Source organism: Nocardia sp. NPDC060255 (genome assembly GCF_042727395.1).
In the GTDB taxonomy this organism is placed as follows: Bacteria; Actinomycetota; Actinomycetes; order Mycobacteriales; family Mycobacteriaceae; genus Nocardia.
Genome location: NZ_JBHXAU010000009.1, coordinates 111,350 through 137,132, shown reverse-complemented (window position 1 = coordinate 137,132; position 25,783 = coordinate 111,350). Strand labels below are relative to the sequence as shown.

The 25,783-nt window shown below is 65.3% G+C and carries 22 protein-coding genes; 4 read left to right on the top strand and 18 right to left on the bottom strand.

Features of this window, described 5'->3' with window-relative positions; all coding sequences use genetic code 11:
* Positions 1-74: 74 nt before the first annotated feature.
* Complete coding sequence (locus tag ACFWF1_RS18890; protein ID WP_379291803.1) at positions 75-959, bottom strand: helix-turn-helix transcriptional regulator; 885 nt, start codon at positions 957-959, stop codon at positions 75-77.
* A 100-nt stretch (positions 960-1,059) separates the two neighbouring features.
* On the opposite strand from ACFWF1_RS18890, the gene ACFWF1_RS18885 reads away from it, so the two are divergent.
* Complete coding sequence (locus ACFWF1_RS18885; protein WP_379291801.1) at positions 1,060-2,070, top strand: aldo/keto reductase; 1,011 nt, start codon at positions 1,060-1,062, stop codon at positions 2,068-2,070.
* A 43-nt stretch (positions 2,071-2,113) separates the two neighbouring features.
* Here ACFWF1_RS18885 and ACFWF1_RS18880 read toward each other — a convergent pair whose 3' ends face one another.
* From ACFWF1_RS18880 to ACFWF1_RS18865, 4 genes are all read right to left on the bottom strand, one after another.
* Entirely contained in the window at positions 2,114-2,581 is a 468-nt protein-coding gene (locus ACFWF1_RS18880) for a PaaI family thioesterase (RefSeq protein ID WP_379291800.1), read from the bottom strand.
* 475 nt (positions 2,582-3,056) lie between these two features.
* Complete coding sequence (locus ACFWF1_RS18875; RefSeq protein WP_379291798.1) at positions 3,057-4,121, bottom strand: glycerophosphodiester phosphodiesterase family protein; 1,065 nt, start codon at positions 4,119-4,121, stop codon at positions 3,057-3,059.
* Positions 4,122-4,355: 234 nt separating this feature from the next.
* On the bottom strand, positions 4,356-5,390 hold the full coding sequence (locus tag ACFWF1_RS18870; RefSeq protein WP_379291796.1) for an alpha/beta fold hydrolase: 1,035 nt from the start codon (positions 5,388-5,390) through the stop codon (positions 4,356-4,358).
* A 184-nt stretch (positions 5,391-5,574) separates the two neighbouring features.
* Positions 5,575-5,703, bottom strand: coding sequence for a hypothetical protein (locus ACFWF1_RS18865; protein WP_379291794.1), 129 nt, complete (start codon positions 5,701-5,703; stop codon positions 5,575-5,577).
* A 524-nt stretch (positions 5,704-6,227) separates the two neighbouring features.
* Here ACFWF1_RS18865 and ACFWF1_RS18860 point away from each other — a divergent pair.
* Positions 6,228-6,704 (top strand): hypothetical protein, encoded by a 477-nt coding sequence (locus ACFWF1_RS18860; protein ID WP_379291793.1) that lies wholly within the window; start codon positions 6,228-6,230, stop codon positions 6,702-6,704.
* Positions 6,701-7,174 carry an NUDIX domain-containing protein gene (locus ACFWF1_RS18855; RefSeq protein WP_379291792.1) on the top strand — a complete coding sequence of 158 codons (474 nt, stop codon included), beginning with the start codon at positions 6,701-6,703 and terminating at the stop codon, positions 7,172-7,174. Before ACFWF1_RS18860 ends, ACFWF1_RS18855 begins: the two co-directional genes overlap by 4 nt.
* Here ACFWF1_RS18855 and ACFWF1_RS18850 read toward each other — a convergent pair whose 3' ends face one another.
* Together ACFWF1_RS18850 and ACFWF1_RS18845 are read right to left on the bottom strand one after the other, a co-directional pair.
* Positions 7,175-7,369 (bottom strand): hypothetical protein, encoded by a 195-nt coding sequence (locus tag ACFWF1_RS18850; RefSeq protein ID WP_379291790.1) that lies wholly within the window; start codon positions 7,367-7,369, stop codon positions 7,175-7,177.
* Positions 7,370-7,444: 75 nt separating this feature from the next.
* On the bottom strand, positions 7,445-7,672 hold the full coding sequence (locus tag ACFWF1_RS18845) for a hypothetical protein (RefSeq protein ID WP_379291788.1): 228 nt from the start codon (positions 7,670-7,672) through the stop codon (positions 7,445-7,447).
* Positions 7,673-7,879: 207 nt separating this feature from the next.
* Here ACFWF1_RS18845 and ACFWF1_RS18840 point away from each other — a divergent pair, with 207 nt between their 5' ends.
* Positions 7,880-8,296: a hypothetical protein gene (locus tag ACFWF1_RS18840; protein ID WP_379291787.1), complete on the top strand. Its 417-nt coding sequence runs from the start codon at positions 7,880-7,882 to the stop codon at positions 8,294-8,296.
* 72 nt (positions 8,297-8,368) lie between these two features.
* Here the strand turns inward: ACFWF1_RS18840 and ACFWF1_RS18835 are convergent, their stop codons facing one another.
* From ACFWF1_RS18835 to ACFWF1_RS18785, 11 genes are all read right to left on the bottom strand, one after another.
* Positions 8,369-12,322, bottom strand: coding sequence for a DNA-directed RNA polymerase subunit beta' (locus ACFWF1_RS18835; protein ID WP_379291786.1), 3,954 nt, complete (start codon positions 12,320-12,322; stop codon positions 8,369-8,371).
* 105 nt (positions 12,323-12,427) lie between these two features.
* Positions 12,428-15,934 (bottom strand): DNA-directed RNA polymerase subunit beta, encoded by a 3,507-nt coding sequence (locus ACFWF1_RS18830; protein WP_379291784.1) that lies wholly within the window; start codon positions 15,932-15,934, stop codon positions 12,428-12,430.
* 388 nt (positions 15,935-16,322) lie between these two features.
* On the bottom strand, positions 16,323-17,042 hold the full coding sequence (locus ACFWF1_RS18825; protein ID WP_379291782.1) for a hypothetical protein: 720 nt from the start codon (positions 17,040-17,042) through the stop codon (positions 16,323-16,325).
* An 11-nt stretch (positions 17,043-17,053) separates the two neighbouring features.
* The gene (locus ACFWF1_RS18820) at positions 17,054-17,761 is read right to left on the bottom strand and encodes a hypothetical protein (protein WP_379291780.1); all 708 of its coding nucleotides are present in this window, start codon (positions 17,759-17,761) and stop codon (positions 17,054-17,056) included.
* A 29-nt stretch (positions 17,762-17,790) separates the two neighbouring features.
* A complete protein-coding gene (locus ACFWF1_RS18815) occupies positions 17,791-19,032 on the bottom strand; it encodes an MCE family protein (protein ID WP_379291778.1) in 1,242 nt (413 codons plus the stop codon).
* Entirely contained in the window at positions 19,029-20,267 is a 1,239-nt protein-coding gene (locus ACFWF1_RS18810) for an MCE family protein (RefSeq protein WP_379291776.1), read from the bottom strand. The genes ACFWF1_RS18815 and ACFWF1_RS18810 overlap by 4 nt, the downstream gene beginning before the upstream one ends.
* A complete protein-coding gene (locus ACFWF1_RS18805) occupies positions 20,264-21,517 on the bottom strand; it encodes an MCE family protein (protein ID WP_379291774.1) in 1,254 nt (417 codons plus the stop codon). Before ACFWF1_RS18805 ends, ACFWF1_RS18810 begins: the two co-directional genes overlap by 4 nt.
* Position 21,518: 1 nt before the next feature.
* Positions 21,519-22,529 (bottom strand): MCE family protein, encoded by a 1,011-nt coding sequence (locus tag ACFWF1_RS18800; RefSeq protein WP_379291772.1) that lies wholly within the window; start codon positions 22,527-22,529, stop codon positions 21,519-21,521.
* Positions 22,529-23,605, bottom strand: a complete 1,077-nt coding sequence (locus ACFWF1_RS18795; RefSeq protein WP_379291771.1) for an MCE family protein — start codon at positions 23,603-23,605, stop codon at positions 22,529-22,531. The genes ACFWF1_RS18800 and ACFWF1_RS18795 overlap by 1 nt, the downstream gene beginning before the upstream one ends.
* Positions 23,602-24,954 (bottom strand): MCE family protein, encoded by a 1,353-nt coding sequence (locus tag ACFWF1_RS18790; protein ID WP_379291769.1) that lies wholly within the window; start codon positions 24,952-24,954, stop codon positions 23,602-23,604. Before ACFWF1_RS18790 ends, ACFWF1_RS18795 begins: the two co-directional genes overlap by 4 nt.
* Entirely contained in the window at positions 24,951-25,715 is a 765-nt protein-coding gene (locus tag ACFWF1_RS18785) for an ABC transporter permease (protein ID WP_223884852.1), read from the bottom strand. The genes ACFWF1_RS18790 and ACFWF1_RS18785 overlap by 4 nt, the downstream gene beginning before the upstream one ends.
* Between the last annotated feature and the right edge of the window lie 68 nt (positions 25,716-25,783).

The following is a 25,783-nucleotide window of genomic DNA, read 5'->3' as shown; positions in this document are numbered from 1 at the left end:
CGGCAGGTAGCCGCCCTGGTCGCCTACCTCGCCGCACCGCTGGCCGCCGCCAGCCACGGGGCCGACTTACCCGATCACCCAGCGGATGAGGGGCGGTGCGCAGGGCTCTCCATCTCGTCGGCCGAATCGAGGGTCTGAGTTCCGATGACGCGCAACAGATCCAGCTTTTCGGCGGCATCCGTGCCGGGGCGCGGTAGGTACACCAGCAGGCGCTGGGCGGCGCTCGGCGTGAGCAATGTTTCGCAGATCGTGTCGATCAGGCCGACCTGAGGGTGCTGGATCCGTTTGGTATCCGAAAGACGTACCGCCACTTCGTGTTCGTCCCATAATTGATCGAAATCCGCACTCACCGAGCGCAACTTGCCGATGAACTCGGCGACGTCCGCATCGCCCGCCCGGCGCGCGGCCGTCGCCCGCAGATCCGCGACGTGCTTGCGGCCCAGGCGATCCCAGTCCTCCACAGGGAAGACCGCGCGCGACTCGATGTCGGTGAACCATCGGTAAGCGTAGAAGCGTTCCCAGCCGCGACGGCTGGCGAGGTCGCCGAGCAGCAACGTGTGCATGCGGTTCTGCACCAGCACCTCGCCGAGGTCGGTGATCACCGTGGCGGCGGTGTCGTCCAGCTTGGCCAGCACATGCATCAGCCCGGGAGCAACGTGTCTGTCGCCGAGTTCGCGTCCCGGCGCCGCGTGGTCGCACAGGTGGTAGAGGTGGTCGCGCTCGTCGCTGCTGAAGCGCAGTGCGCGGGCCAGCGACGCGAGCACCTGGGTGGACGGCCGCGGTCCGCGCGACTGCTCCAGCCGGGTGTAGTAATCCGTAGAGATGCCCGCTAACAGCGCCACCTCGTCCCGGCGCAGGCCGGGCGTGCGCCGCCGGACACCCGGCGGCAAACCTACCTCCGCGGGCGTCAGCGTCTCGCGACGGCGGCGCAGGAAGTCGGCGAGCTCGGTTCTGTCCATACGTCTACTTTCCCCCGGAACGGGCCACTCAGCCAGGGATCGCCGATCCCCCGATAAGCGATCTCTGCCGCGATCCCCGCCTGAGGTTCAGGCTGGTCTCATGACGACATCGAAGATCCCCACAGTTCAGCTCGGCCAGACCGGGCCGACCGTCAGCCGTATCGGGCTCGGCGCGATGGGCATGTCCGGTATGTACGGTGCTGCGGACGACGCCGAATCCACCGCCACCATCCACGCCGCGCTCGATTCCGGCGCGAACCTCATCGACACCGGCGATTTCTATGGTGCCGGACACAACGAGCTACTGATCGGCAAAGCGATCGCCGAGCGGTCGCGCGAAGATGTACTGCTCAGCGTGAAGTTCGGTGCGCTGCGCGGCCCCGGCGGCGCCTGGGGCGGCGTGGACAACCGGCCCGAGGCTCTGCGCAACTTCCTCGTCTACAGCATGCAGCGGCTCGGCGTCGAGTACGTCGACATCTACCGGCCGGCCAGACTCGACCCGAATGTCCCGATCGAGGACACCGTCGGCGCGATCGGCGAGCTGATCGAGGCGGGGTATGTCCGGCACATCGGGCTGTCCGAGGTGGGTCCCGACACCATCCGCCGGGCGGCGGCGGTGCATCCGATCGCCGATCTGCAGATCGAGTACTCGCTGATCTCGCGTGGCATCGAGGCCGAAATCCTGCCGCTGTGCCGCGAGCTCGGCATCGGTGTCACCGCCTACGGCGTGTTGTCCCGCGGGCTGCTCAGCAGCTCGGTGCAGGCCGGAATCACGTTCGCCGCCAACGATTTCCGGGCGCACAGCCCGCGCTTCCAGGGCGAGAACCTCAGCCAGAATCTGAAGCTGGTCGACGCGCTCGCGGAAATCGCTGCGGGCAAGGATGTTTCGGTCGCTCAGCTCGCCATCGCCTGGGTGCTGACCCGTGGCGCGGACATCGTGCCGATCGTCGGCGCGCGGCGGCGCGAGCGGTGGGCCGAAGCCGCAGGCGCACTGGAGGTCTCGCTGACCGAGGACGAGTTGGCCACCATCGAGGCGGCGGTGCCCGCCGATCAGATCGCCGGCGAGCGGTACGCCACCGCGCAGATGGCGATGCTCGACAGCGAGCGCTGAGTGGGCGGGTACGCTCGAGCATCGAGCGCACCCACCTCGATCACTACCTGCGCGGCCGGATGACCGCAGTGAATGCCGCTGCCGCAACAGACTTTCCGGTGTTGTCGGTGATGTTCACCGGCACTTCCAGTTCGATCGGCGTGCGCGCCGCGATATCCGAGCGCACCTGCTGCAGGATGTCGCCGGATATCTCGGACGTCGCAAGATACGGCCCCGCATCACCTTTGGCGCGCGCCCGATATTCGATCCGCCCGTCCCTGGCGACGATGAAGGTCTCCCCCATCAGGTCCACGATGCCCGAGACGGAGGCGCCCATCGCCGCGGTCTCGGCCAGGCCGAACAGCACCGCCGCGTGCAGGTCGCCGTTGTGATTCAGGTGTTCGGGCCGTGGCGCCATCCGGACTACGTTTCGCCCGGCATCGAACTCCACCCCTTCGATCCCGGTGTACTGGATGAACCCCAGCTTCTGGAACCCTGCCATCACCAACTCGCCCATGGCCGCGCTGTCCATCGCATCTCCCACTACAGAACTGAAACGTGTTCTAATTTCATACCGTGTGGGGTGCGTGTTGTCCATGCGGAGCGGTGCTGCCGAGATGCTCGGTGGCGGAAAGCTGAGGTGTCGATCCCCATCTCACTCCCGTGAGACCAGCCGTTTTCGAAACGGTGACGGACGCCGGTCCGCGTAACTTTCCCTGACGCAGAGCACGAGACCTTGATGCGTGACGCAGATCGGAATCGAGAGGAAAAAGGGCCGCTCCGTGCGATTCCCGGATGCGGCCCGTGTGGTTCAGCGATATCGCCGCACTCACAAAACGGGGCGTGCACCCTCGGATCGGTAACCGGATTCCTCAGCCGTCGCGAATTCACACTGTGTCAGCGATGATTCGAGGTGGCCGATCATGTCCGTTACCTTTCGTCGTTCTCGATGAATCGACGGTAACACCGCCGCGCGATCATCGAAACCGATTATTTCCGGCACGCGGTCATGGCCGATGATATGCCTTCGGCAGCTGGTAGCCGCGTTCGGCGAGGATGGTGCGCAGCAGGTCTGGGCGGTTGGTGATGAGGCCGTCCACGCCGAGGTCGATCATCGCGGTCATGGTGGGCCGGTCGTCGACCGTCCACGGAATCACTCGTATTCCGCGCCGATGGGCGGCTTGGACCAGACCTGCCGTGGTGAAAGGTTGATAACCAGGGTCTTCGACGCTGCCGTCCTGCGGGTCGCCATGTACCGGCGATACCGCGTCGGCACCGAAAGATGCTGCGGCGCTGACGAATTTCTCCTGGAGTGAGCCTTGGAAGTCATCGATGTCGATGCCGCCCAACCATGGCGACGCGCCGGGCTGGCCTTCCTGCAGGAATTGCTGTCCGTTGGTCAATGCGACGAGCGGCAATTCCGGTGCGACCTCGCGCATGCGCATGAGGGAGCCCCAGTCGAAACTTTGGATGGTGACCTGATTTTCGAGGTGCGCGCGCCGCACTTCCGCCGCGATCACTTGCACGAATTGCTCGCGGGGCGCGGTTTGTTCCGGCGCTCCCGCTTCGACTTTGGACTCTACGTTCAGCATGACCTCGTCGGCGCGATAGGCGTGCACAAGGTCGAAAACCTCGGACAGCAACGGCATTCGGGCACCCGGTACCGTTCGCTGATCCGGAAAGGCGGCCAATCGCTTCGAGCCGCAGTCGATGGTGCGGACCTGAGCCAATGTCAGGTCTCGAATGAACCTGGTGCCCGGCACATAAGGAAACTTCGGATCGCCGGGGAAGGCCGGGGCGGTGTCGACGCACTTGTCCGGACTCGGATCCCGGTCATGAGTCACCACCGGAAACCCGTCCTCGGTGATCTGTACGTCCAATTCCAGTGTGCGCACACCGAGCTCCAGCGCATTCGTGAACGAGGCCAGCGTGTTCTCCACCACCAGCGCCGCCCCGCCACGATGCGCCTGCAGATCGAACTGCGCAGGCGGCCCACCCGCCGACGCCGCACCCATGTTCAAGACACCGCCCAGCAGGATCGCCGCGACGCCCACCGCACCCGTTCGACGCATGCCTCCATTGTGACGGCCACCGCCGACGTCGCGGTGACACCTGAATGAATCCCAGGAACCATCACGATCCTCGGGTGAACTCAAGGACGGTTCAGGTCACTGTGCTCCGTTTCGGGTTGCCCGGTTCGGTCTTCGCCTCGGTCGCGCAGGGTCATCCCAGGCCGCAAGCACGACGATGCCGATGAGCAGCAGCGCGCCGAGTGCCACCGCGAGTGTGTAGTTCACTGCCCGAGGTCAGGCCAGGCCACCGGGTTTGCCGAGTAGGTCGCTTAGCGCGGCGTCGATGAATTGCGTGTCTTCGGGGTTCTTGCCGTGGCCGGCGAAGTGGCCCCAGATGCCGGGGATCACGCGGAGTTCGGCGTCGGGGATATGCGAGACGGCCCAGGCCTCGTCCTCCGGCGGGAAGTACAGGTCCTTCTCGGCGGGCAGGACCAGGGTGGTCGCCTTGATCGAGGCGAGCGCGGCCTCGGTGTCGCCGTCGAAGCCGGGCGTGCGGCCGACGTCGGCGTGCTGCCAGGTCCACAGCATGGTGAGCAGGTTGTTCGGGTCGCGGCCGTCGAGGAAGAAGCCTTCCCAGAAGCCGATGAGGAAGTCCTCCAGGGAGGTGTAGCCGAGCTTCTCGTACTCTTTCTGCCAGTAGAAGGCTTGGGAGAAGCCCCAGCCCGCGTAAACCCTTGCCAGCGCGCGCAATCCGGTGGTCGGCCAGTTCTCGCCGTACCAGCCGCCCGCGAACGCCGAGTCGGCGGTCAGCGCCGCCTTGACGCCTTCCAGGAAAACCTTGTTGTGCAAGCTCGTTCGCGCGGAACCGCAGAACGGGGCGATCCGCTCGACCATCTCGGGATGACTCACCGCCCACTGATACGTCTGCCCAGCGCCCATGGACCAGCCGGTCACCAACGCGAGCCGCTCGATGCCGAATTTCTCGGTCACCAAACGATATTGGGCCGCCACCTGGTCGTAGACGGTGATGTCGGGGAAGCGCGCGCGATCGTAGGGCTGCAGGGTGTTGCTCGGCGAGCTGGACAGGCCGTTGCCGAGCATGTTCGGCACGATGATGAAATACTCGGCCGGATCGAGCGCCATCCCCGCGCCGATCAACCACTCGTTGTCCCAATGTCGCCCCGAGTACCACGTCGGATAGACGATGGCGTTGCTCTTCTCGGCATTGAGCACACCGTAGGTGGTGTACGCCAGGAAGGCTCCGCGCAGCGTGGCACCATGCTGTGTGGTGAAATCACCGAGATCGAAGATCTGGTGGTACTCGGTCATGAAGCGACTCGCTTTCGCAACGGGCGGACCAGGATTCGGCAGGCCGCAGCCGTGCTCCCGCACCACCCACCAACCAAACCCCTTCAATTGAAAATATTCTTACAGAAAATATTCCCCCAAAAATAAATTTCCCATCACTCTTTCCACCCCCGAACCAGGTGATGTCACCGCAGCGGTGCGGCACTCACCGATCACCATCGTCGGGCAGTCGCGGCTCGTCCTTACCTCGATCGCGCACGTCGTCCCATGCCACCAAGGCGACGATGCCGAGGACCAAAAGCGTTCCGAATGCCACTGCAAGCAGGTAAGCCACAATCCCTCCTCGAACCGTTGCCTGGAGAGCGGCGGGCATGGGCGACAGCTCATGCCCGCCACTCGATGCTCCGGTGCAGGACGTCGGCACCACCTCGGAGCTGACGGAACACCCACGGGCTCCGACTGTTTCGAGCAATTACGGCTACGACGCTACGAGCGATTACAGGACGCCGGAACTCCTGGTAGGACACTTCGCGGGACATTTCAGATGCCCTCAAACGTCCCTAAAATGTCCGCTACGGTGGACGTATGAGCCAGCGCCTTCGATCGGCGATGCTTCGAGCCCAGCTCGATACAGCTGAGTTAGCGACGGCTGTCGCGGTCGATGCGAAGACGGTGAATCGCTGGCTGGCCGGGCGAGTCCCACATCGACGCACTCGACTCGCGGTAGCGACCATACTGGGAGAGTCCGAGGCCAATCTATGGCCACAGGCTCGACCCGACCTCAGCACCGGAACACCCGCTACCGCAGAGGTGATCGGCGCTTACGCCCATCGTGCTGACATCCCACATGAAGTGTGGGTGTCGCTGTTGCACAGCGCGACCGAACAAATCGACGTAGTCGGCTACGCGTACCCGTTCATCCTCGAGCTGCTGCCCGACGCTGCCAACAACCTCGCCGACAAGTGTCGCCGCGGTGTGCGGATGCGCCTGGCCTTCGCCGACCCGGACTGCGTGCACGTCGCCGAACGCGACGTCCTGGAACAAATGGGCGGCACCTTGCCGGGCCGAATCCGGAACGCGCTCAACATGCTCGGTCCTTTGCCACAGACCGCCGGCTGCGCTGTCGGGCTGCACACCACACACCTGTACAACTCGGTCTTCCGATTCGACAAGCAGATGATCGTAACCCCGTACCTCGTCCGAGCCCGCGGCTACCAACACCCCGCGCTACACCTACGGCAGCTATCACCGCACGGGATCTTCGCTTCGTATGCCGACCAGTTCGAACAAATCTGGGAGTCCGTAACTCCATACCCAAGTCAGGAACAGGCATGAGCAACCGGCGGGATTACTACCGAGATTCCAACGCGCCGACGGCGAATAGCCTGGTGCCTGGCGGGTCCGCGCTCATCGTCGACGAGCATGGCGCGATTCTGATGCAGCGCCGGTCCGATTCGGGGAACTGGTCGTTGCCCGGTGGGACGATGGAGATCGGCGAGACGCTGGAGCAGTGCGTGATTCGGGAAACCAAGGAAGAAACTGGCCTCGACATCGAAATCACCGGGCTGCTCGGCATTTACACCGATCCTGAGCACGTCATCGAGTACTCCGACGGAGAGGTGCGGCAGGAGTTCAACATCACCTACTACGGGCAGGTGATCGGGGGCGAATTGACGATCAGCAACGAGTCCACTGCTGTTCGCTATCTCCACCCCAGCGAACTCGACAACCATCCGATCCACGAGACGGTCCGACTCCGCCTACGACACCACACCGAACGGCGGGCGCACCCGTACCTTGGCTGATCAGAGCGCGTCGACCACAACGACCTGGACGAACACCTGGATCAGCAGCGGACCGGTTTCGACCAAATTGTAGAAGACGGTTACGCCGCCGATATCCCATTCGTAGGCATCCGGAATCTCATCACCGCCCGCGCGAAAGGGCCTGGCGCCCTTAGCAAGGGGCATCGGATCATCCAGCAAGTCGAGCATGGCCAAGCGGACCCTGACCCTAAGCAGCTCGGGGAGCTCGTGTATCTGTTGCTCCGCACGGGGAGCGACCTCAATGACTACCTACGGCCGGTCAAAGATGTCTTCTCGCTGCAGATCCTCACGGGTCAAGGTGCGAAAAGACGCTGGGTCGGCGGCGTACTGCGCCATGCCCTCACGGAACTGAGCCGCGATCAGATTTCGGTTCTCCGCCTCCCGAAGGACACGAAGCTCTTCGCGCTCGGCCTTGAGCTGCTGGTACTCGCTCAAGCTCACGATCACCTCGACAGCACCGTCCGGGCCTGTGATCACACGGTGTGGGTCACCGGCGGGTAGTGGGCTCGCGGGAGGCATTGGCCCATGATATGTGATCCGCATGTGCGGCACCGGCGTGACACCGGAATGCCGACGGATGCTGCCACTCCTTGCCTTATCAGCGGTGTCGTTTCGGTGGCAGCAGGGGGTTTGGCTACGGTGGTGTGCTTGAAATCGGTCGGGTGTACGAGGGAGGGAGTGGCTATGACTGGTCCGATGCTTTCTAGTGCGACTGTGCAGGAGATTCAGCTGGAGTTGGTGCGGCGGCGGCGGTTCAACGACTTCGATGGTGGGGTTGTGGTCGCGAGTTTGGAGCGGCATCGGGAGCTGTGGGTGGCGGTGTGTATGGATCGGCTCGGGGTGGCTTTGGCCGAGCATCCTGATTGGCTTGCGCCTATGTCGTTGATCAAGCTGCGCGATCTGCCTGACAACACCTGGAATGTGGACACCCTGTTCGTGCTGACCGAAAGCCTGGACAAGGCGCGAGAACTGGCTCGGGTGGCGGACGAAGAGGGCTGGCTGGCAACCGAAGTGATCGTGCAGGAGAACGCGGAGGAGATGGGTGACGCGCTCGGGAGCTGGCCGTACACCGAAGGTGTGTTGACGGCCTGGTGGGATTGACGGTCGGCGGATAACGCAAACGGCCCCCGCTCCGAAGGGAGCGGGGGCCGGATGGTGTTGCGCGGTACCGGGTTAGCGGTAGTCGCTGAAACCGTAGTCGTCGAGCGGGACTGCGGCGCCGGTGGTTTGGCCGAAGCTGTCCGGGCTGTAGTAGGTGTCGTCGTAGGACGGCACCGCGTACGCGGCGGCACGGGCTTCTTCGGTCGGCTGCACCGTGATGTTCCGGTAGCGGTTGATACCGGTACCGGCCGGGATCAGCTTGCCGATGATCACGTTCTCCTTGAGACCGATGAGCTTGTCGGAGCGGCAGTTGATCGCCGCGTCCGTCAGGACTCGAGTGGTCTCCTGGAAGGACGCCGCCGACAGCCACGAATCCGTCGCGAGCGACGCCTTCGTGATACCCATCAGCACCGGGCGACCCGCCGCGGGCTCATTGCCCTCGGCGACGACGCGACGGTTGGAGGCCTCGAACTCGGAACGCTCGGTGAGCGAACCGGGCAGGAACTCCGTGGCACCCGAATCGATGATCGTCACGCGACGCAGCATCTGGCGCACGATGACCTCGATGTGCTTGTCGTGGATCGACACACCCTGCGAGCGGTAGACCTCCTGGACCTCGTGGACCAGGTGGATCTGCACCTGACGGGGACCCATGATGCGCAGCACCTCGTGCGGATCCGCCGCGCCTTCCAGCAGCTGCTGGCCGACCTCGACGTGGTCACCGTCGGAGAGCAGACGCTCGGTGCCGTCGTCGTGCTTGAAGACACGCAGACGCTGACGCTTCGAGAGCTTGTCGTAGACAACCTCTTCGCCACCGTCATCCGGGATGATGGTGATCTTGTAGAAGCGGTCGTCGTCTTCCATCCGCACCCGGCCACTGACCTCGGCGATCGGAGCCTTGCCCTTCGGCACGCGGGCCTCGAACAGCTCCTGGACACGCGGCAGACCGCCGGTGATGTCATCGCCCGCGACACCACCCTGATGGAAGGTACGCATGGTCAGCTGGGTACCGGGCTCACCGATGGACTGCGCGGCGACAATACCGACAGCCTCACCGATGTCGACCAGCTTGCCGGTGGCCATCGAACGGCCGTAGCAGGTGGCGCAGACACCGGTACCGGTGGTGCAGGTCAGCACGGAGCGCACCCGAACCTCGGTGATGCCCGCCCCGAGCAGCGCGTCGATCGCCGGGTCGCCGAGGTCGGCGCCCTTACCGATGACGAGGTTGCCCTTGGCGTCCACCGCGTCCGAAGCGAGCGTGCGAGCGTACGCGGAGGTCTCCACGTGCGCGTCGCGGATGAGCGAACCATCCGCCTGCTTGTCGGCGATGTGCACGATGATGCCGCGCTCGGTGGCGCAATCGTGCTCGCGCACGATCACGTCCTGCGAGACGTCCACCAGACGACGGGTCAGGTAACCCGAGTCGGCGGTACGCAGCGCGGTATCGGCCAGACCCTTACGAGCACCGTGGGTGTTGATGAAGTACTCGAGCACGGTCAGGCCCTCACGGAACGAGGACTTGATCGGGCGCGGGATGAACTCACCCTTCGGGTTCGTCACCAGACCCTTCATACCGGCGAGGGTACGAGTCTGGGTGAAGTTACCCGTGGCGCCCGACTCGACGATCGTGATGATCGGGTTGTCCGGCGGGTAGTGCGCACGCAGAGCCGTACCGACCTCTTCGGTCGCTTCCTGCCAGATCTTGACCAGGGCGTTGTTGCGCTCCTGGTGATCGAGCGCACCACGCTGGTACTTCTTCTCGATCTGATCGGCAAGCGCCTCGTAGCGCTCCATGATCTCGGTCTTCTCCGGCGGCACGAGCACGTCGGACATGGAGACCGTCACGCCGGAACGGGTGGCCCAGTAGAAGCCCGCGTCCTTCAGCTTGTCGACGGTCTGCGCGACCACGATCATCGGGTAGCGCTCGGCCAGATCGTTGATGATCGTCGCCTGACGCTTCTTCGGCATCTGCTCGTTGATGAACGCGTAGTCCGCCGGGAGCAGCTCGTTGAACAGCACGCGACCAAGGGTGGTCTCGGCGATCCACGCGTCGCCACGGTTCCAGCCCTCCGGGAACAGCTTCGCCTCGATCTCCTTCGGCGGACGCTGGTGGATGAGCCGGACCTTGATCAGCGAACGCACGGTGAGCTCACCACGGTCCACCGCCATCTGCGCCTCGGCGGGCGAGGAGTAGACGCCGAACTCGGCCTTGTCCTTGCCCGCGGCCTTGTACTCACCCTTCGCGCCCTCTTGCAGGCGGGTCAGGTAGTACAGGCCGGTCACCATGTCGAGTCGCGGCATGGCGAGCGGTCGACCGGACGCCGGCGACAGGATGTTGTTCGAGGACAGCATCAGGATGCGGGCCTCGGCCTGCGCCTCCGCGGACAGCGGAAGGTGCACGGCCATCTGGTCACCGTCGAAGTCGGCGTTGAACGCTTCACAGACGAGCGGGTGCAGCTGGATCGCCTTACCCTCGACGAGCTGCGGCTCGAACGCCTGGATGCCCAGACGGTGCAGGGTGGGCGCGCGGTTCAGCAGCACCGGGTGCTCGGCGATGACCTCTTCGAGGACATCCCACACCTGGGGACGCTGACGCTCGACCATCCGCTTGGCGGACTTGATGTTCTGCGCGTGGTTCAGGTCGACCAGACGCTTCATCACGAACGGCTTGAACAGCTCCAGCGCCATCAGCTTGGGCAGACCACACTGGTGCAGCTTGAGCTGCGGGCCGACCACGATGACCGAACGGCCCGAGTAGTCGACGCGCTTGCCGAGCAGGTTCTGACGGAAACGACCCTGCTTGCCCTTGAGCAGATCGCTCAGCGACTTCAGCGGGCGGTTACCCGGTCCGGTGACCGGACGGCCACGACGGCCGTTGTCGAACAGTGCGTCGACGGACTCCTGCAGCATCCGCTTCTCGTTGTTGACGATGATCTCGGGCGCGCCGAGGTCGATCAGTCGCTTGAGGCGGTTGTTGCGGTTGATCACGCGGCGGTACAGGTCGTTCAGGTCGGAGGTGGCGAACCGGCCACCGTCGAGCTGAACCATCGGGCGCAGCTCCGGCGGGATCACCGGAACAGCGTCGAGCACCATGCCCATCGGCGAGTTGCCGTTGGTCTGGAAGGCCGCGACGACCTTGAGCCGCTTGAGCGCGCGCAGCTTCTTCTGGCCCTTACCGCTGCGGATGGTCTCCCGCAGGTTCTCGGCCTCGGCGTCGATGTCGAAGTTCTCCATCAGCTTCTGGATGGACTCCGCACCCATGGCACCGGTGAAGTACTCGCCGTAGCGGTCGATCAGCTCGCGGTAGAGGATCTCGTCCACGATGAGCTGCTTGGTGGCCAGCTTGGTGAAGGTGGTCCAGATCTCGTCGAGCCGGTCCAGCTCACGCTGGGACCGGTCGCGGAGCTGGCGCATCTCCCGCTCGCCGCCGTCCTTGACCTTGCGGCGCACGTCGGACTTGGCACCCTCGGCCTCGAGCTCGGCCAGGTCGGCCTCGAGCTTCTGGGCGCGGGCCTCCAGGTCGGCGTCACGCTGGTCGGCGACGGCCTTCTTCTCGACCTCCATCTCGGCCTCGAGGGTGCTGAGCTCGTTGTGGCGCAGTTCCTCGTCGACACCGACGATGACGTAGGCGGCGAAGTAGATGATCTTTTCCAGATCCTTCGGCGCCAGGTCGAGCAGGTACCCGAGGCGCGAAGGCACGCCCTTGAAGTACCAGATGTGGGTAACCGGTGCGGCCAGCTCGATGTGGCCCATCCGCTCACGACGCACCTTGGCGCGAGTCACCTCGACACCACAGCGCTCACAGATGATGCCCTTGAAGCGGACACGCTTGTACTTACCGCAGTAGCACTCCCAGTCCCGGGTGGGACCGAAGATCTTCTCGCAGAAGAGTCCGTCCTTTTCCGGCTTGAGGGTGCGGTAGTTGATGGTCTCCGGCTTCTTCACCTCGCCGAAAGACCACTGGCGGATGTCGTCGGCGGAGGCAAGGCCGATCCGGAGTTCATCGAAGAAGTTGACGTCTAGCACGTAACTTCCTTTCCCCTATTCGGGTCGAATTCGAGCAAAAAGTTCACTAGTTGGTGGAACGCGGGGCCGAATGTCGTTTGAATCAAACGACATTCGGCCGACCGCCTAGTTCGCCAGATCGTCGACGGTGGCCGCTTCGTTCCTGGACAGGTTGATGCCCAGGTTCGCCGCGGCGCGCTCCAGATCCTCGTCGTCGCCGTCGCGCATCTCGATCGCCGCGCCGTCCGAAGACAGCACCTCGACGTTGAGGCACAGCGACTGGAGTTCCTTGAGGAGCACCTTGAACGACTCCGGAATGCCCGGCTCCGGAATGTTCTCGCCCTTGACGATCGCCTCGTAGACCTTCACGCGGCCGACGACGTCATCGGACTTGATGGTGAGCAGCTCCTGCAGCGTGTAGGCGGCGCCGTAGGCCTGCATGGCCCAGCACTCCATTTCGCCGAAGCGCTGACCACCGAACTGTGCCTTACCACCGAGCGGCTGCTGGGTGATCATCGAGTACGGACCGGTCGAACGGGCGTGGATCTTGTCGTCGACCAAGTGGTGCAGCTTCAGGATGTACATATAGCCGACCGCCACCGGGTACGGGAACGGCTCGCCGGAGCGGCCGTCGAGCAAAGTGGCCTTGCCGTTGTCGTCGACCATGCGATCACCATCACGGTTCGGCAGGGTCGAGGCGAGCAGACCGGTCAGCTCCTCCTCGCGGGCGCCGTCGAACACCGGGGTGGCGATGTTGGAGTCGGACGGTGCCGCCAGCATCTCCTCCGGCAGCGCCTTGGCCCAGTCGGGACGGGTCCCGTCCGCGCCTACGCCGACATCCCAGCCCGCCTTGCCGATCCACCCGAGGTGGGTCTCCAAGATCTGGCCGATGTTCATACGACGCGGCACACCGTGGGTGTTCAGGATGATGTCGACCGGGGTGCCGTCCGGCATGAACGGCATGTCCTCGGTCGGCAGGATCTTGCCGATAACACCCTTGTTGCCGTGGCGACCGGCGAGCTTGTCGCCGTCCTGGATCTTGCGCTTCTGCGCCACGTACACGCGCACCAGCTCGTTGACACCGGGCGGCAGGTCGTCGTCGTCTTCGCGCGAGAACACGCGAATGCCGATGACCTTGCCGGACTCACCGTGCGGCACCTTTAGCGAGGTGTCGCGCACTTCGCGCGCCTTCTCACCGAAGATCGCGCGCAGCAAGCGCTCTTCCGGGGTCAGCTCGGTCTCGCCCTTCGGGGTGACCTTGCCGACCAGGATGTCGCCGTCACGAACCTCGGCACCGATGCGCACGATGCCGCGCTCGTCGAGGTCGGCGAGGACCTCGTCGGAGACGTTCGGGATGTCCCGGGTGATCTCCTCGGCACCGAGCTTGGTGTCGCGGGCGTCGATCTCGTGCTCTTCGATGTGGATCGAGGTGAGGACGTCCTCTTCCACGAGGCGCTGCGACAGGATGATCGCGTCCTCGTAGTTGTGGCCTTCCCACGGCATGATCGCGACGAGCAGGTTCTTGCCGAGCGCCATCTCACCGTTCTCGGTGCACGGGCCGTCGGCCAGCACCTGGCCGACCTCGACCCGCTGGCTCTCGTCCACGATCGGCCGCTGGTTCGCGCAGGTGCCCTGGTTGGAGCGGGCGAACTTGCGCATCCGGTAGCTCTTGCGAGTCCCGTCGTCGGCCATCACGGTGACGTAGTCGGCGGAAACCTCCTCGACCACACCCGCCTTCTCGTTCACCACGACATCGCCGGCGTCGACAGCCGCGCGCAGCTCCATGCCGGTGCCCACGACGGGGGCCTCGGAACGGATCAGCGGAACGGCCTGACGCTGCATGTTCGCACCCATCAGGGCGCGGTTGGCGTCGTCGTGCTCGAGGAACGGGATCATGGCCGTCGCGACCGACACCATCTGGCGCGGCGAGACATCCATGTAGTCGACCTCGTCGGCGGCGACGAGTTCGTTCTCCTCGTTACCGCGGCGGCAGAGCACCCGGTCTTCGAGGAAGCGACCGTCGGCGTCGACCGGCGAGTTGGCCTGGGCACGAACGTGCCTGTCCTCCTCGTCGGCGGTGAGGTACTTGACCTCGTCGGTCACCCGGCCGTCGACCACCTTGCGGTACGGCGTCTCGATGAAGCCGAACGGGTTGACCCGCGCGTACACCGACAGCGAACCGATCAGGCCGATGTTCGGGCCTTCCGGGGTCTCGATCGGGCACATCCGGCCGTAGTGCGAGGTGTGCACGTCGCGGACTTCCAGACCGGCCCGCTCACGGGACAGACCACCCGGGCCAAGTGCCGACAGGCGGCGCTTGTGGGTGAGACCCGACAGCGGGTTGTTCTGGTCCATGAACTGCGACAGCTGCGAAGTTCCGAAGAACTCCTTGATCGCCGCGACCACGGGACGGATGTTGATCAGGGTCTGCGGCGTGATCGCCTCGACGTCCTGAGTCGTCATCCGCTCGCGGACCACGCGCTCCATGCGCGACAGGCCGACCCGGATCTGGTTCTGGATGAGCTCGCCGACGGTACGCAGGCGACGGTTACCGAAGTGGTCGATGTCGTCGACGTCGACCGGCACCTCTTCGCCGCCGGGGGCGGTCATCACCCGGTCACCCGCGTGCAGGCGGACCAGGTACTCGATCGTGGAGACGATGTCTTCCTTGGTGAGCACCGATCCGGTGACCTGCTCGCCGAGGTGGATACCGAGCTTCTTGTTGATCTTGTAGCGACCGACGCGCGCCAGGTCGTAGCGCTTCTCCTTGAAGAACAGGTTCTCCAGCAGGGTCTGCGCGGACTCCTTGGTCGGCGGCTCGCCCGGACGCAGCTTGCGGTAGATGTCCAGCAGCGCCTCGTCCTGACCGGCGGTGTTGTCCTTCTCCAGCGTCGACATCATGATCTCGGAGAAGCCGAAACGGTCGACGATCTCCTCGTTCGTCCAACCGAGCGCCTTCAGCAGCACGGTGACCGGCTGGCGACGCTTGCGGTCGATGCGGACACCAACGGTGTCGCGCTTATCGATGTCGAACTCCAGCCACGCACCACGCGACGGAATGACGCGCACGCTGTGCAGGTCCTTCTCGGTGGTCTTGTCGACGGAGTGGTCGAAGTAGACACCCGGCGAACGAACCAGCTGCGAGACGACGACGCGCTCGGTGCCGTTGATGATGAACGTGCCCTTGTCGGTCATCATCGGGAAATCTCCCATGAAGACCGTCTGGCTCTTGATCTCACCGGTGTTGTTGTTGATGAACTCCGCGGTGACGAACAACGGCGCCGCGTAGGTCATGTCCTTGTCTTTGCACTCGTCGATGGAGGCCTTGACCTCTTCGAACCGAGGGTCAGAGAAAGACAGGGACATCGAGCCGGAGAAGTCCTCGATCGGCGAAAGCTCCTCGAGCACCTCCTCGAGTCCCCCGACTAGCCCGACATCGCCGCGAAGGGCGACCTTTTCACGCCATGACGGCGAACCGATCAACCATGCAAATGAGTCCGTCTGTAGATCGAGAAGTCCGGGCACCTCCAAGGGTTCACGGATCTTCGCGAAAGACACCCGCAATGGGGCTCCGGGGATTCCGGCAACTGCCTTGGTCTGGGTGGAGACTGCCAAGATGCGTCCTTCCAGCACCTCACGCGCGCCGCGTGGTGGTCCGCGACCGTCGCTTGTCTGCTACGAATTCCGCTGGTTACAACCCGAACGAAACCCGAACAGGCAACAACAGAAGTAACACCGGAAGGTGGAACTTACGTGTGCAAATCGAGGTATGGACAGGAGGCAGCCAGCGCAACGTCCAACCGTACACCAACCGTCACGGGGGTGTCAACCTACCACCCGTGCGCACATTCACGTGGCTGGCGCGCCGTGTCCGAATCGCTGGCTGCGTCGGGGACGACGGGGCGTAATGGAGCCACTGTGACAGCTGCCGCTGTTGTGAATAGCGTGACGGCTCCGGCGAAACTCGTCAAGTAGGCGGGCCCGACCAGGGCAGGGTGAGATCCCCTGGGCCACTAGAAGATCACTGGTCGACGATGTCGCTGGCGAGCCAGCGATCGCCCACCTTCTGCATGTGCAGCACGATCGGACCCGCGACACTCTGCTGCGCGGCGCCGTTCTTGGTGGCGCTGACGACCAGGTTGACCAGCAGCTCGGCCCGATCATCGGTGAGCAAGGTCACAGCGATCGGATCTGCCTTGGCATCGGCGCTGGTCTGAGCCTGTTTTACCGCCGAGATGGTGGTGTCGGCGTACTTGTCCAGATCAGCCAGCATCTTGCCGGTGAGCACCTGCTTGGCGGTGTCGCGGTAGCCGTCGATGTTCTTCACGTCGTAGGCGTATACGGTCTTCAGCGCGTGATCGGCGGCCGCCCGCACCTCCTCGGTGGCCTTGTTGTCGACGAACGCCTTGTTCGAATCGTCGACGCCGGGGCGCGACGCGGCGACCGCGGCGAATCCGCCGAGCAGCAGCGCGGCGATCAGCATGGCGGCGACCAGCGACCAGAACGAGCGTCCCGACTTCGAGCTGCCGGGACCGCGGAACGCCTGCTTCCGGCCGCCCACCATCTTCGTCTGCTCGGGACGCTTGTCGTCGCGCGCCGGACGCGTCGCCGCGGGCCTGGTAGTGCCCGTCACTCGCGGCTTGCGGGCCGGCGTAGTGCGCGGCGCGGCGGCACGGGCCTGCTGTTCACCGGCGGGGCGGCGCTTGGAGGTGACCCGGTTGATCGGCTTACGAGACGGCATGACTGGTTCTCCTACGATCCCGGCTTGGGCGCGGCGGGCGGCTGGTCGGCGGGCGGCGCCTGCGGGGACTGGGCCTGGCCACCGCTGAGCAGCACCGGCTGGCTGAGCGACGAGATCTGCTCGGCCTTCCAGACGTCGCCGGTCTTGGTCACGTCGATGTTCCAGGTGTAGCGGTAATCGGCGGGCGGCTTGTCCTTGGCCAGTTCGGTCACCTGCAGCACGACCAGGGCGGACGCCTTGTCCTTCTCACTGTTCAGCGTGGTGAGTGCCGAGCCGAGCACCTTGGACCTCATGCCGACGCCGGTCTGCTTGGCCAGCGTCTCGGCCTGGTCCTTGTTCTTGTCGGCCGAGTCGAGCAGCGTGCCGGTCATCGAGGAGCGGGCCAGGGCCAGCGAGCCGGGCACGTCGTCGAGGTTCATCGAGGTCATGTTGAGCGCGGCCTGGCGGGCGGCGTCGAGCGCGGTGTCGCGGGCATCGCCGCGCGGGCCATCACTGACGGCCGAGCGCACCCAGCCGGTGCCGAACCAGATGGCGGCGACGAGGGCGACGACCAATGCGGTCGCGGACCCGAGCAGTGCGACCGTGCGGACGACGCCGCGCCCCGAGTCGGGTGCCCCGGTCGGAGCGTCGGCAACCACCTTGGCTTCCACGCCGTCGGCGGGGTCGGGTGATTCCGGCGGCTCGGTCGAGTCGAGCTGCTTGGTCAAATCTGCGGTCACGCCAGTCACCCTAACGTCGTCATTCCTGGTCACCGCTTCGGCGTAACTCCCATCAGGGTTGCCATCTGCACGGCGATCGGATTCAGGTTCAGCCGCTCCGGGTCGGTCTTGGGGGTCGAATCCCAAGGCTGCACGACATTCGGATCGGCGAGGCCGGCCCGTTCACCGCCGCGCACCGCGGACGGATTACCTTGCGGCACACGGCACTTCGCGTCCTTGTTGAACGGGAACTCGTCCCGGTTGTCGTCGAAGTCCGGGTTCTGCGCCTTCATCTGCTCGAGGATCCGCTGCGTGCCCTCGTAGCCGACGGTACAGGCGGGCGGGTTGTTGGCCTCCAGCACGAGACCGAAGTGCGTGGTGCCGTCACCGGGGGCGGTGGACGAGCCACCGATCGACAGCTGCGGCAGGAACTGCAGCAGCGGACGGATCGCGTAGAACTTGGGCGAGATGGCCAGCAGCAGCTGGCGCAGGTTGCCGAGATCCTGGGTGAGCGCACCGCCGCTCTCGTGCAGCAGCGCGTCGATCTGCTGGCCCGCGTCGTTGCCGGTGCCGATCAGCCTGCGGATGTCCGGGTCGCTGGAGCGCAGCTGAGCGGTGAGCTTGTCCAGGCCGTCGCTGAACTCGCGGATGGCGCCGGACTGCTCGGCCTGGGTGCCGAGCACGACCTTGCTGTCCCGGATCAGCTGAATGGTCTGCGGCAGCGTCTCGTTGAACGTGGTGGTGAACTTGTTCAGCGAATCGACGAAGACCTGCAGGTCGTCGCCCTTGCCGTCGAACGCCTTGCCGAGCTCGCGCACGGTGGTGTTCAACGCGGCCAGGTCGACCGAGCGGGTGAAGGTGTCGACGCTGGCGACCAGCTGCTCCACCGGCACCGGCGTGGTCGCCGAGGTGATCAGCGAACCGTCGTGCAGATAGGGGCCGGTATCGGTGGTCGGCTGCAGGTCGACGAATTGCTCGCCGATCGCGGAACGGTTGGCCACCACCGCTTTCGCGGTCGCGGGGATCTTCGGCGAGCTCGAATCGACGACCAGGTGCAGCAGTACGCCGTCGCCGGTGAGTTCCAGCTCGCCGACCCGGCCGACCGGCACGCCACGGTAGGTCACCTCGGCGCCCTTGTAGATGCCGCCGGTCTGCGCCGCCTGCACCTTCACGTCGTATTGACCGAGGCCGACCATGTGATCGAGCCGAATGTACTTGGCACCGACGAAGACAACGCCGACGACCGCGATGACCACGAACGCGATCAGCTGCCAGCGGACCAACTTACTCATCGGGTACCACCCACTCCGAGTTGCTCCAGAATCGCGCCCACCGGATTCGGCGGCACGCCCGGCGCGGGCGGCTGCGCCATGTTCGGCGGCAACGGCAGGATCGACACCGTCGGCCAACCCGGTCGCGGACCGTTGCCGTTGTAGTACGGGTTGGTCGGATTCACCGGCACGCCGGGGCCGAGCGGCGGAACGTACACCGGATCAGGTTTGCCGACACCGAGATTGCTCAGCGTGACACCGATCTGCTGATCCACCGACAGCCAGGTGTTCACCGAGCCGCCGAAGGTGGACTCCAGCGTGGAGTCGGGGAACGGATAGGTCGGGATCAACGGCAACGAGGTGATCAGATCCGGTGCCGACTTGCCGAGTTCCTGCAGTGTGGGGCGCAGCGAGGTCAGATCGCGGATGAGGTCGTCTTTCGAGTGATCGAGCACGTCGAAACCGGCCTGCCCGACCCGATCCAGCTGGCTGAGCAGCCCGACCAGCTGCGGGCGCTGCTGCTCCAGGATCTTCACGCCCTGCGGCAGCTCGTCGAGGATCTTGCCGATCTGGTCGGTCTGCCTGCTCACCCGGCTGCTCAGCAGGTCGAGACCGTCCAGGGCCCTGGTGATGTCGTCGACCTGATCATCGAGTCCCTTGATCAGGACGTTGGCCTGATCGAGCAGCGAACGCACCCGATCCTCGCGGCCACCGATGGTCTTGTTGAGCTCGGTGACGATCGGTTGCAGCTGTGCGACGCCACCTCCGTTGAGCAGCAACGACATTGCGCCGAGCACCTGCTCGATCTCGGTGGCGTGCCTGGTGTGGTCGACCGGGATCGTCGAACCGTCGGCCAGCTTCTTCGGGTCCGGATCGGTGGCGGGCTTGGACAGCTCGATGAACTTCTCGCCCAGCAGATTCGACTGGCGCACCTCGGCGCGCGCGTTCGCCGGCAGGTCGACCGAGGAGTTCACCACGGCCCGCACGGTCGCGGTCCACTGGTCCTTGCCGATCTTGATCTCCTCGACCCGGCCCACCGGCAGGCCCTCGACCTTCACCGCGGACTGCGGCACCAGGTCGAGCACGTCGTCGAACTGGATATCGATGCGCATCGGGTGGTCGCCGACATCGGCGCCACCGGGCAGCGGGACGCTGTAGATGCCGTCGGACGCGCACGAGGTGACCAGGGCCGCGGCCAGCCCGACGGCCACGGCGACGCCGAGACCCCTTGTGACGGAACGGATTCGGCTACTCACCGCGCACCTCCCTGCGACGGCGGAATCCGGTCCGACGGAATGCCCGGCACGGTGCCGGGCACCGGAGCCCGCTGCTCGTTCTCCCCGCTGAGGATGCCGAACGGCAGGATCAGCGTCGGCGTCTTCACCCCGGCGGTGATCTGGTCGGAGATCTCCTTGCAGTGGTCCAGGATCGGGCGCATCTGCCTGCCGAGCGCCTCGAACTGCGGATCACCCGGACGCAGCTTGGACACGTCGATCAGCTTGCACATGACACCGAGCGGATCCTGCAGGTCGGTGAAGTTGGCGCGCATGTCGAGGGTGCCGGATTCGGCGTTGTGAATGTTGATCAGGTTGCTGAGCGCCAACGGCAGCACGGGCAGCGCCGCGGCCAGGTCGTCGCGCTGATCGGACAGCGTCTTGGTGAGCGTGACCAGGCCCTCGGCATTGCTCGCGATCAGGTCGCGGTTGTTGTCGATGAACCGGGCGACGTCGCCGAGCGCGACCGACAGCAGGTTCAGCGCGTCGCCGAGGTCGCTGCGCTCGCTGGCCAGGAAGCTGGACAGGTCGGCGAGCTGGGTATTGAACTGGCGCACCTGCGCGTCGTTCTTGGCCAGCATGGCGACGAAGCTCTGCAGGTTCTTCACGGTGTCGAAGATGTCGCCACGCGCGTCGGACAGGTACTTGGCGGCCTTGGACAGCTGGGTGAGGCTGTTGGCCAGCGCCTCGCCGTTGCCGTCCAGGTTCGCGGCACCGGTGCGCACCAGGTCGTTGACCGCGCCGTCTTTGTTGGCGCCGTTGGGGCCCAACGCATCCGAGAGCTCGGTGATGCTCTTGTACAGCTGGTCCACCTCGACCGGGGTCACCGTGCGGTCCCGCGGAATGGTCGCGGTGCGCGGCATTTTCGGGCCGCCGGTGTAGACCGGGGTCAGCTGGATGTAGCGGTCGGACACGATCGAGGGCGTGATCTGAGCGGCGCGGGCGTCCGCGGGCACGTCGAAGGAGCGATCGACGCTCATCACGATCTTGACCTGATCGCCCTGCGGCTCCACCGAATCCACCCTGCCGACCGGAACCCCGAGCACCCGCACGTCCGAGCCCTCGTAGATGCCGACCGAACGATCGAAGTAGGCGGTGATCTTGGTGGTGGTCAGTCGATCGAAGGTCCACCACAGCACCCCGGCGGCGACCAGCGCCACCACCGCGACGAGCGCGATGGTGATCTTGGTGCCGCGCCCGGAATTCCGTAGCCCCTGCAGCCGGCCCGCCATGTCAGTTACCTCCCATGTTGCGGATCGGCGGACGAGCACCGGGGATATCCGGCAGCGCGGGCGGGATCAGGTTGACGATCACCGCATCGAACCAGCGACCGGTGCCGAGCACGCTGGCGTAGATCCCGTAGAACGGCGCCGCCAGCTCCAAGGTCTTGGAGATGTTCTGCTGGTTGGCATTCAGCAGATCGATCGAGCCGCGCAGATTCTTCAACGCGGGGCCGATCTGCGCCTCGTTGTCGTGCACCAGCGCGGTGAGCTCCGCGGACACCGTCTTGGCGCCGGACAGCAGCTGCGCGATCGACTGCTGACGGATGTTGAGCTCGGCGAGCAGCTGTCCGCCGTTGGCGAGCAACCGCTCGAACTCCGCGTTGCGGTCGGCGAGCACCTGGGTGGTCTGCCTGGTCGCGGCGAACAGCTTCTTCAGCTCCTCGTCGCGCTTGGCCAGCGTCTCCGACAGGCGGGCGACGCCGTCGATGGAGCCGCGCAGCTCCGGCGGCGTGGTCGCGAACGCGTCGGAGAGCACCCGCATGCTGGTGGCCAGCTGCGCGGTGTCGATCTGGTCGATGTTCTTGGCCGCGTCGGTGAAGGCGTCCACCACGTCGTACGGAGCGACGGTGCGCGACAACGGGATCCGGGTCGACGGGTCGGCCGCGCGGGAGCCCTTCGGGTCCAGCGCCAGGTACTTCTGGCCGAGCACGGTCTTGATCTGGATCGAGGCGGTGGTCTCGCTGCCGACCCAGGCGTCCTGGGTGCGGAAGTCGACGAGCACCTTGGGGCCGTCGAGGCGCACGTCGGAGACCGAACCGACCTTCACGCCCGCGATGCGGACCTCGTTGCCCTTCTTCAGGCCCGCGGCCTCGGAGAATTCGGCGGTGTACTTGGTGCCCGCCCCGATGATCGGCAGCCGGTCCAGGAAGAACGCCGACACCGTCACCAGCAGCACCATGACCAGGCCGAGCACGCCCATGAAGGCGGGGCTGCGGCGCCCGAGCAGAATCCGGTCGTCCATCAGCGGGCCTTCCCGGAGCAGCGCGGCGCGGCATTGGTATACAGCGGCTGATTGATCGTCGGCAGCCCGGCGGGCAAGTTCAGGTTCGGTGCGTCCGCCGTGCCAGGCCCGACCACGATGTCGATACCGCACAGATAGAACTGGAACCACGAGCCGTAACTGCCTACCCGGCCGAGCTTTTCCATCTTGATCGGCAGGTTGCGCAGCACGTCGTTCACGTCGTCGTGCCGGTCGTTGATGGTGCCCGCCAGCTGACTCAGCCCGGCGATCGAACCCTGCAGCGTCGGACGCACCGGGACCAGCAGGTCGGCGGTGGCCGAGGCCAGGTTGCCGAGCGAGGTCACCGAGCGGCCGATGGTGTCTCGCTCCGCGGACAGCCCGCTGACCAGCGCCTCGGTATTGACGATGAGCTGATCGAACTGGTCGTCGCGCTGGTTGACCGTGTCGAGCACCGCGGTCAGGTTGCGGACCAGCTCACCGATCACCGCATCCTTGTCCGCGATCTTGTTGGTCAGGCTCGCGGTGGTGGCCACCAGGTCGTGGATGGTGCCCTGCTCACCCTGGAACACCTGGATGATCTCGAAGGAGAGCTTGTTCACGTCGTCGGCGGTCAGCGTGCGGAACAGCGGACGGAAGCCGTTGAACAGGGTGGTCAGGTTGAGCGCGGGATTGGTGCGCTCCAGCGGGATGGTGCCGCCCTCGTTGAGCTTCCGGCCCTGCTCGCCGGTGCCCTGCTCGAGCGCGATGTAGCGCTGGCCGACCAGGTTGCGGTAGCGGATGCTCGCGGTGGTCGAGGCGGGCAGCCAATTCCGGTCGGTGAGTTCGAAACTCACCTCGGCGAGGCGCTTGTCGACGATCGCGATATTGGTGACCTTGCCGATCCGGACACCGGCGACCCGCACCTCGTCCCCCGAATTCAACGAGGTGACGTCGGTGAAGCGGGCCTTGAACTTGGTGCCGCTGCCGCTGTAGTTGGCGATGGACAGGCCGAGCACCGTGGTCGCGAAAATCGTCACCACGACAAAGATGATCAACTTGGTGAGCGGGCCGCCGAGGCCGCGTAATTTCTGCTTCATCGCACGCTCACCTCGCTACCACGGAACGCGGGCGCACCGGCCCTGGTCACCCAGCCCGGCACCTGATCGGGCGAAACACCCTGAGCGGCACCGTAGATCGCGCCGAGCGACTGCTGCTCCATCGGCGAGCCCGCGATCGTCGCGACGTTGCTCGCCGGGTAGACGCCGAACTGCGGCGGCGACATCTTGCCGGTCTCCAGATCGCCGGGGTTGCGGCTCGGCACCGCGTAGGAGCCGTCGTTGTTCGCGCCGCCGGTGTACTGACCGGGGTCGACACCGAGCGGCTTCTCCGGAATGCACCACGGGCCACGGTCATCCAGCCACCGCGGCTCGTCCTGGTTCGGCAGGTACTTGCCGCGCGGGTTGGTCAACTCGATGGTCACCCGGGTGCCGGGATTCTTGGTGCCCTTGCCGAGGATCTCATCGATGCGCGGCTTGAGCTGGGCGAAGTTCGCCATCACACACGGGAAGGTCGGCGAGTAGGTGGCCAGCTGCTCGAGCAGCGGGCGCGAATCGGCGGACAGGTCGATGATGTTGTCCCGGTTGGCAACCAGGAAATCTGCGGTGTTCGACGAGGCAGGCGTCAGCACGGCGTACAGCGAATCGATGTCGAACCGCCGTTGCACGATGGTCGCGTTGGTGGTTCGCAGGTTGTCCAGCGCGCTCACCAACTGCGGCGCGGCGTCGGCGTAGGTGGCGGCCACCTGGGCGAAGCTGCGCAGGTCCTGCTGCAGGTCCGGCATGACGCCGTTGACCTGACGGAAGATGTTGTCCAGCTTGTCCACGCTCTCGCCGAGCGCCAGACCCTGACCGGACAGCGCCTGGGACAGCGCGCCGAGGGTGGACGCGAGATCCTGCGGCGGAATCGCCTGCAGCAACGGCATCAGGTCGTCGAGCAGCTTGCTGAGCTCGATCGCGTTGCCGCTCTGATCCTGCCGCAGCGTCACGCCGTTGGTCAGGTGCGTCGCGCTGCGGTCCGCGGGGATCATCAGGTCCACGTACCGCTCGCCGAACAGCGTCTTCGGCAGCAGCCGAGCCGTCGCGTTGGACGGGATCTGATCAGCCTGGTCCGGATGGATGGCGAGATGCAGTGTCACCTTGCCGTTCTCGGAGTTGCTCGACCGCACGTCGCCGACGGTGATGCCACGCACCTTCACGTCCGCGTTCTTGGTGAGCGCGTTGCCGACGCTGTCGGTGACCAGGTCGACATCGACCGTCTTCACGAACTGCTTGTTGTAGATCGCGATGGTCGTCGCGAGAAACAGCGCGACCACCACGAAGAACGCGATGCCCAAGATCCGAATGCGCAGCTTCTCGGTCGACCGCCAGGCCTGTACCCCGCGGCTCATCCGGCCACCCGCACCGTCGTGGTGGTCCCCCAAATGGCAAGGCTGAGGAAGAAATCGAGCACGTTGACCAGCACGATCGCGGCACGCACCGCGCGGCCCACGGCGACGCCGACACCGGCCGGTCCGCCGGTGGCGTGGAAGCCGTAGTAGCAGTGCACCATGATGATCACGAACGCGAACACCAGCACCTTGACGAACGAATAGAGCACGTCTTCAGGTGGTAGGAACAGGCTGAAGTAGTGGTCGTAGGACCCACTGGATTGCCCGTTGAACCAGATGCTGATCATCCGCGACGCCAGGAACGTGCCGAGCAGGCCGACGATGTACAGCGGAATCACCGCGAGGAATCCGGCGATGACCCGGGTGGTCACCAGGAACGGCACGCCGGGCACCGCCATCACCTCGAGCGCGTCGATCTCCTCGGAGATCCGCATGGCGCCGAGCTGTGCGGTGAAACCACAGCCCACCGTCGCCGACAGCGCCAAAGCGGCCACCAGCGGCGCGATTTCGCGGGTATTGATGTAGGCGGTCAGGAAGCCGGTGAGCACGGAGCTGCCGAGCGCGTCCAGCGCTTTGAAGCCCTGCAGGCCGACGACCACGCCGACCGACCCGGACATGAACACGATGACGCCGATGGTGCCGCCGATCACCGCGAGCGCGCCGCTGCCGAAGGTCACCTCGGCGAGCAGCCGCATGACCTCCTTGCGGTAATGCACTGCGGTGCGCGGGATCCAGGCGATGGCGCGGGTGTAGAACGACATCTGCTCGCCGGCCCGATCGATCACCTTCAGCGGTGAGCGAACGATACTTCCCGCCCGGCGAAGCGATT

Coding starts and splice junctions, on each gene's coding strand:
- ACFWF1_RS18870 (WP_379291796.1), bottom strand. CDS start 5,390: ATGACCGAGTACCACCAGATCTTCGATCTCGGTGATTTCACCACACAG.
- ACFWF1_RS18885 (WP_379291801.1), top strand. CDS start 1,060: ATGACGACATCGAAGATCCCCACAGTTCAGCTCGGCCAGACCGGGCCG.
- ACFWF1_RS18840 (WP_379291787.1), top strand. CDS start 7,880: ATGACTGGTCCGATGCTTTCTAGTGCGACTGTGCAGGAGATTCAGCTG.
- ACFWF1_RS18800 (WP_379291772.1), bottom strand. CDS start 22,529: ATGGACGACCGGATTCTGCTCGGGCGCCGCAGCCCCGCCTTCATGGGC.
- ACFWF1_RS18815 (WP_379291778.1), bottom strand. CDS start 19,032: ATGAGTAAGTTGGTCCGCTGGCAGCTGATCGCGTTCGTGGTCATCGCG.
- ACFWF1_RS18790 (WP_379291769.1), bottom strand. CDS start 24,954: ATGAGCCGCGGGGTACAGGCCTGGCGGTCGACCGAGAAGCTGCGCATT.
- ACFWF1_RS18875 (WP_379291798.1), bottom strand. CDS start 4,121: ATGCGTCGAACGGGTGCGGTGGGCGTCGCGGCGATCCTGCTGGGCGGT.
- ACFWF1_RS18795 (WP_379291771.1), bottom strand. CDS start 23,605: ATGAAGCAGAAATTACGCGGCCTCGGCGGCCCGCTCACCAAGTTGATC.
- ACFWF1_RS18785 (WP_223884852.1), bottom strand. CDS start 25,715: ATGTCGTTCTACACCCGCGCCATCGCCTGGATCCCGCGCACCGCAGTG.
- ACFWF1_RS18805 (WP_379291774.1), bottom strand. CDS start 21,517: ATGGCGGGCCGGCTGCAGGGGCTACGGAATTCCGGGCGCGGCACCAAG.
- ACFWF1_RS18890 (WP_379291803.1), bottom strand. CDS start 959: ATGGACAGAACCGAGCTCGCCGACTTCCTGCGCCGCCGTCGCGAGACG.
- ACFWF1_RS18855 (WP_379291792.1), top strand. CDS start 6,701: ATGAGCAACCGGCGGGATTACTACCGAGATTCCAACGCGCCGACGGCG.
- ACFWF1_RS18880 (WP_379291800.1), bottom strand. CDS start 2,581: ATGGACAGCGCGGCCATGGGCGAGTTGGTGATGGCAGGGTTCCAGAAG.
- ACFWF1_RS18825 (WP_379291782.1), bottom strand. CDS start 17,042: ATGCCGTCTCGTAAGCCGATCAACCGGGTCACCTCCAAGCGCCGCCCC.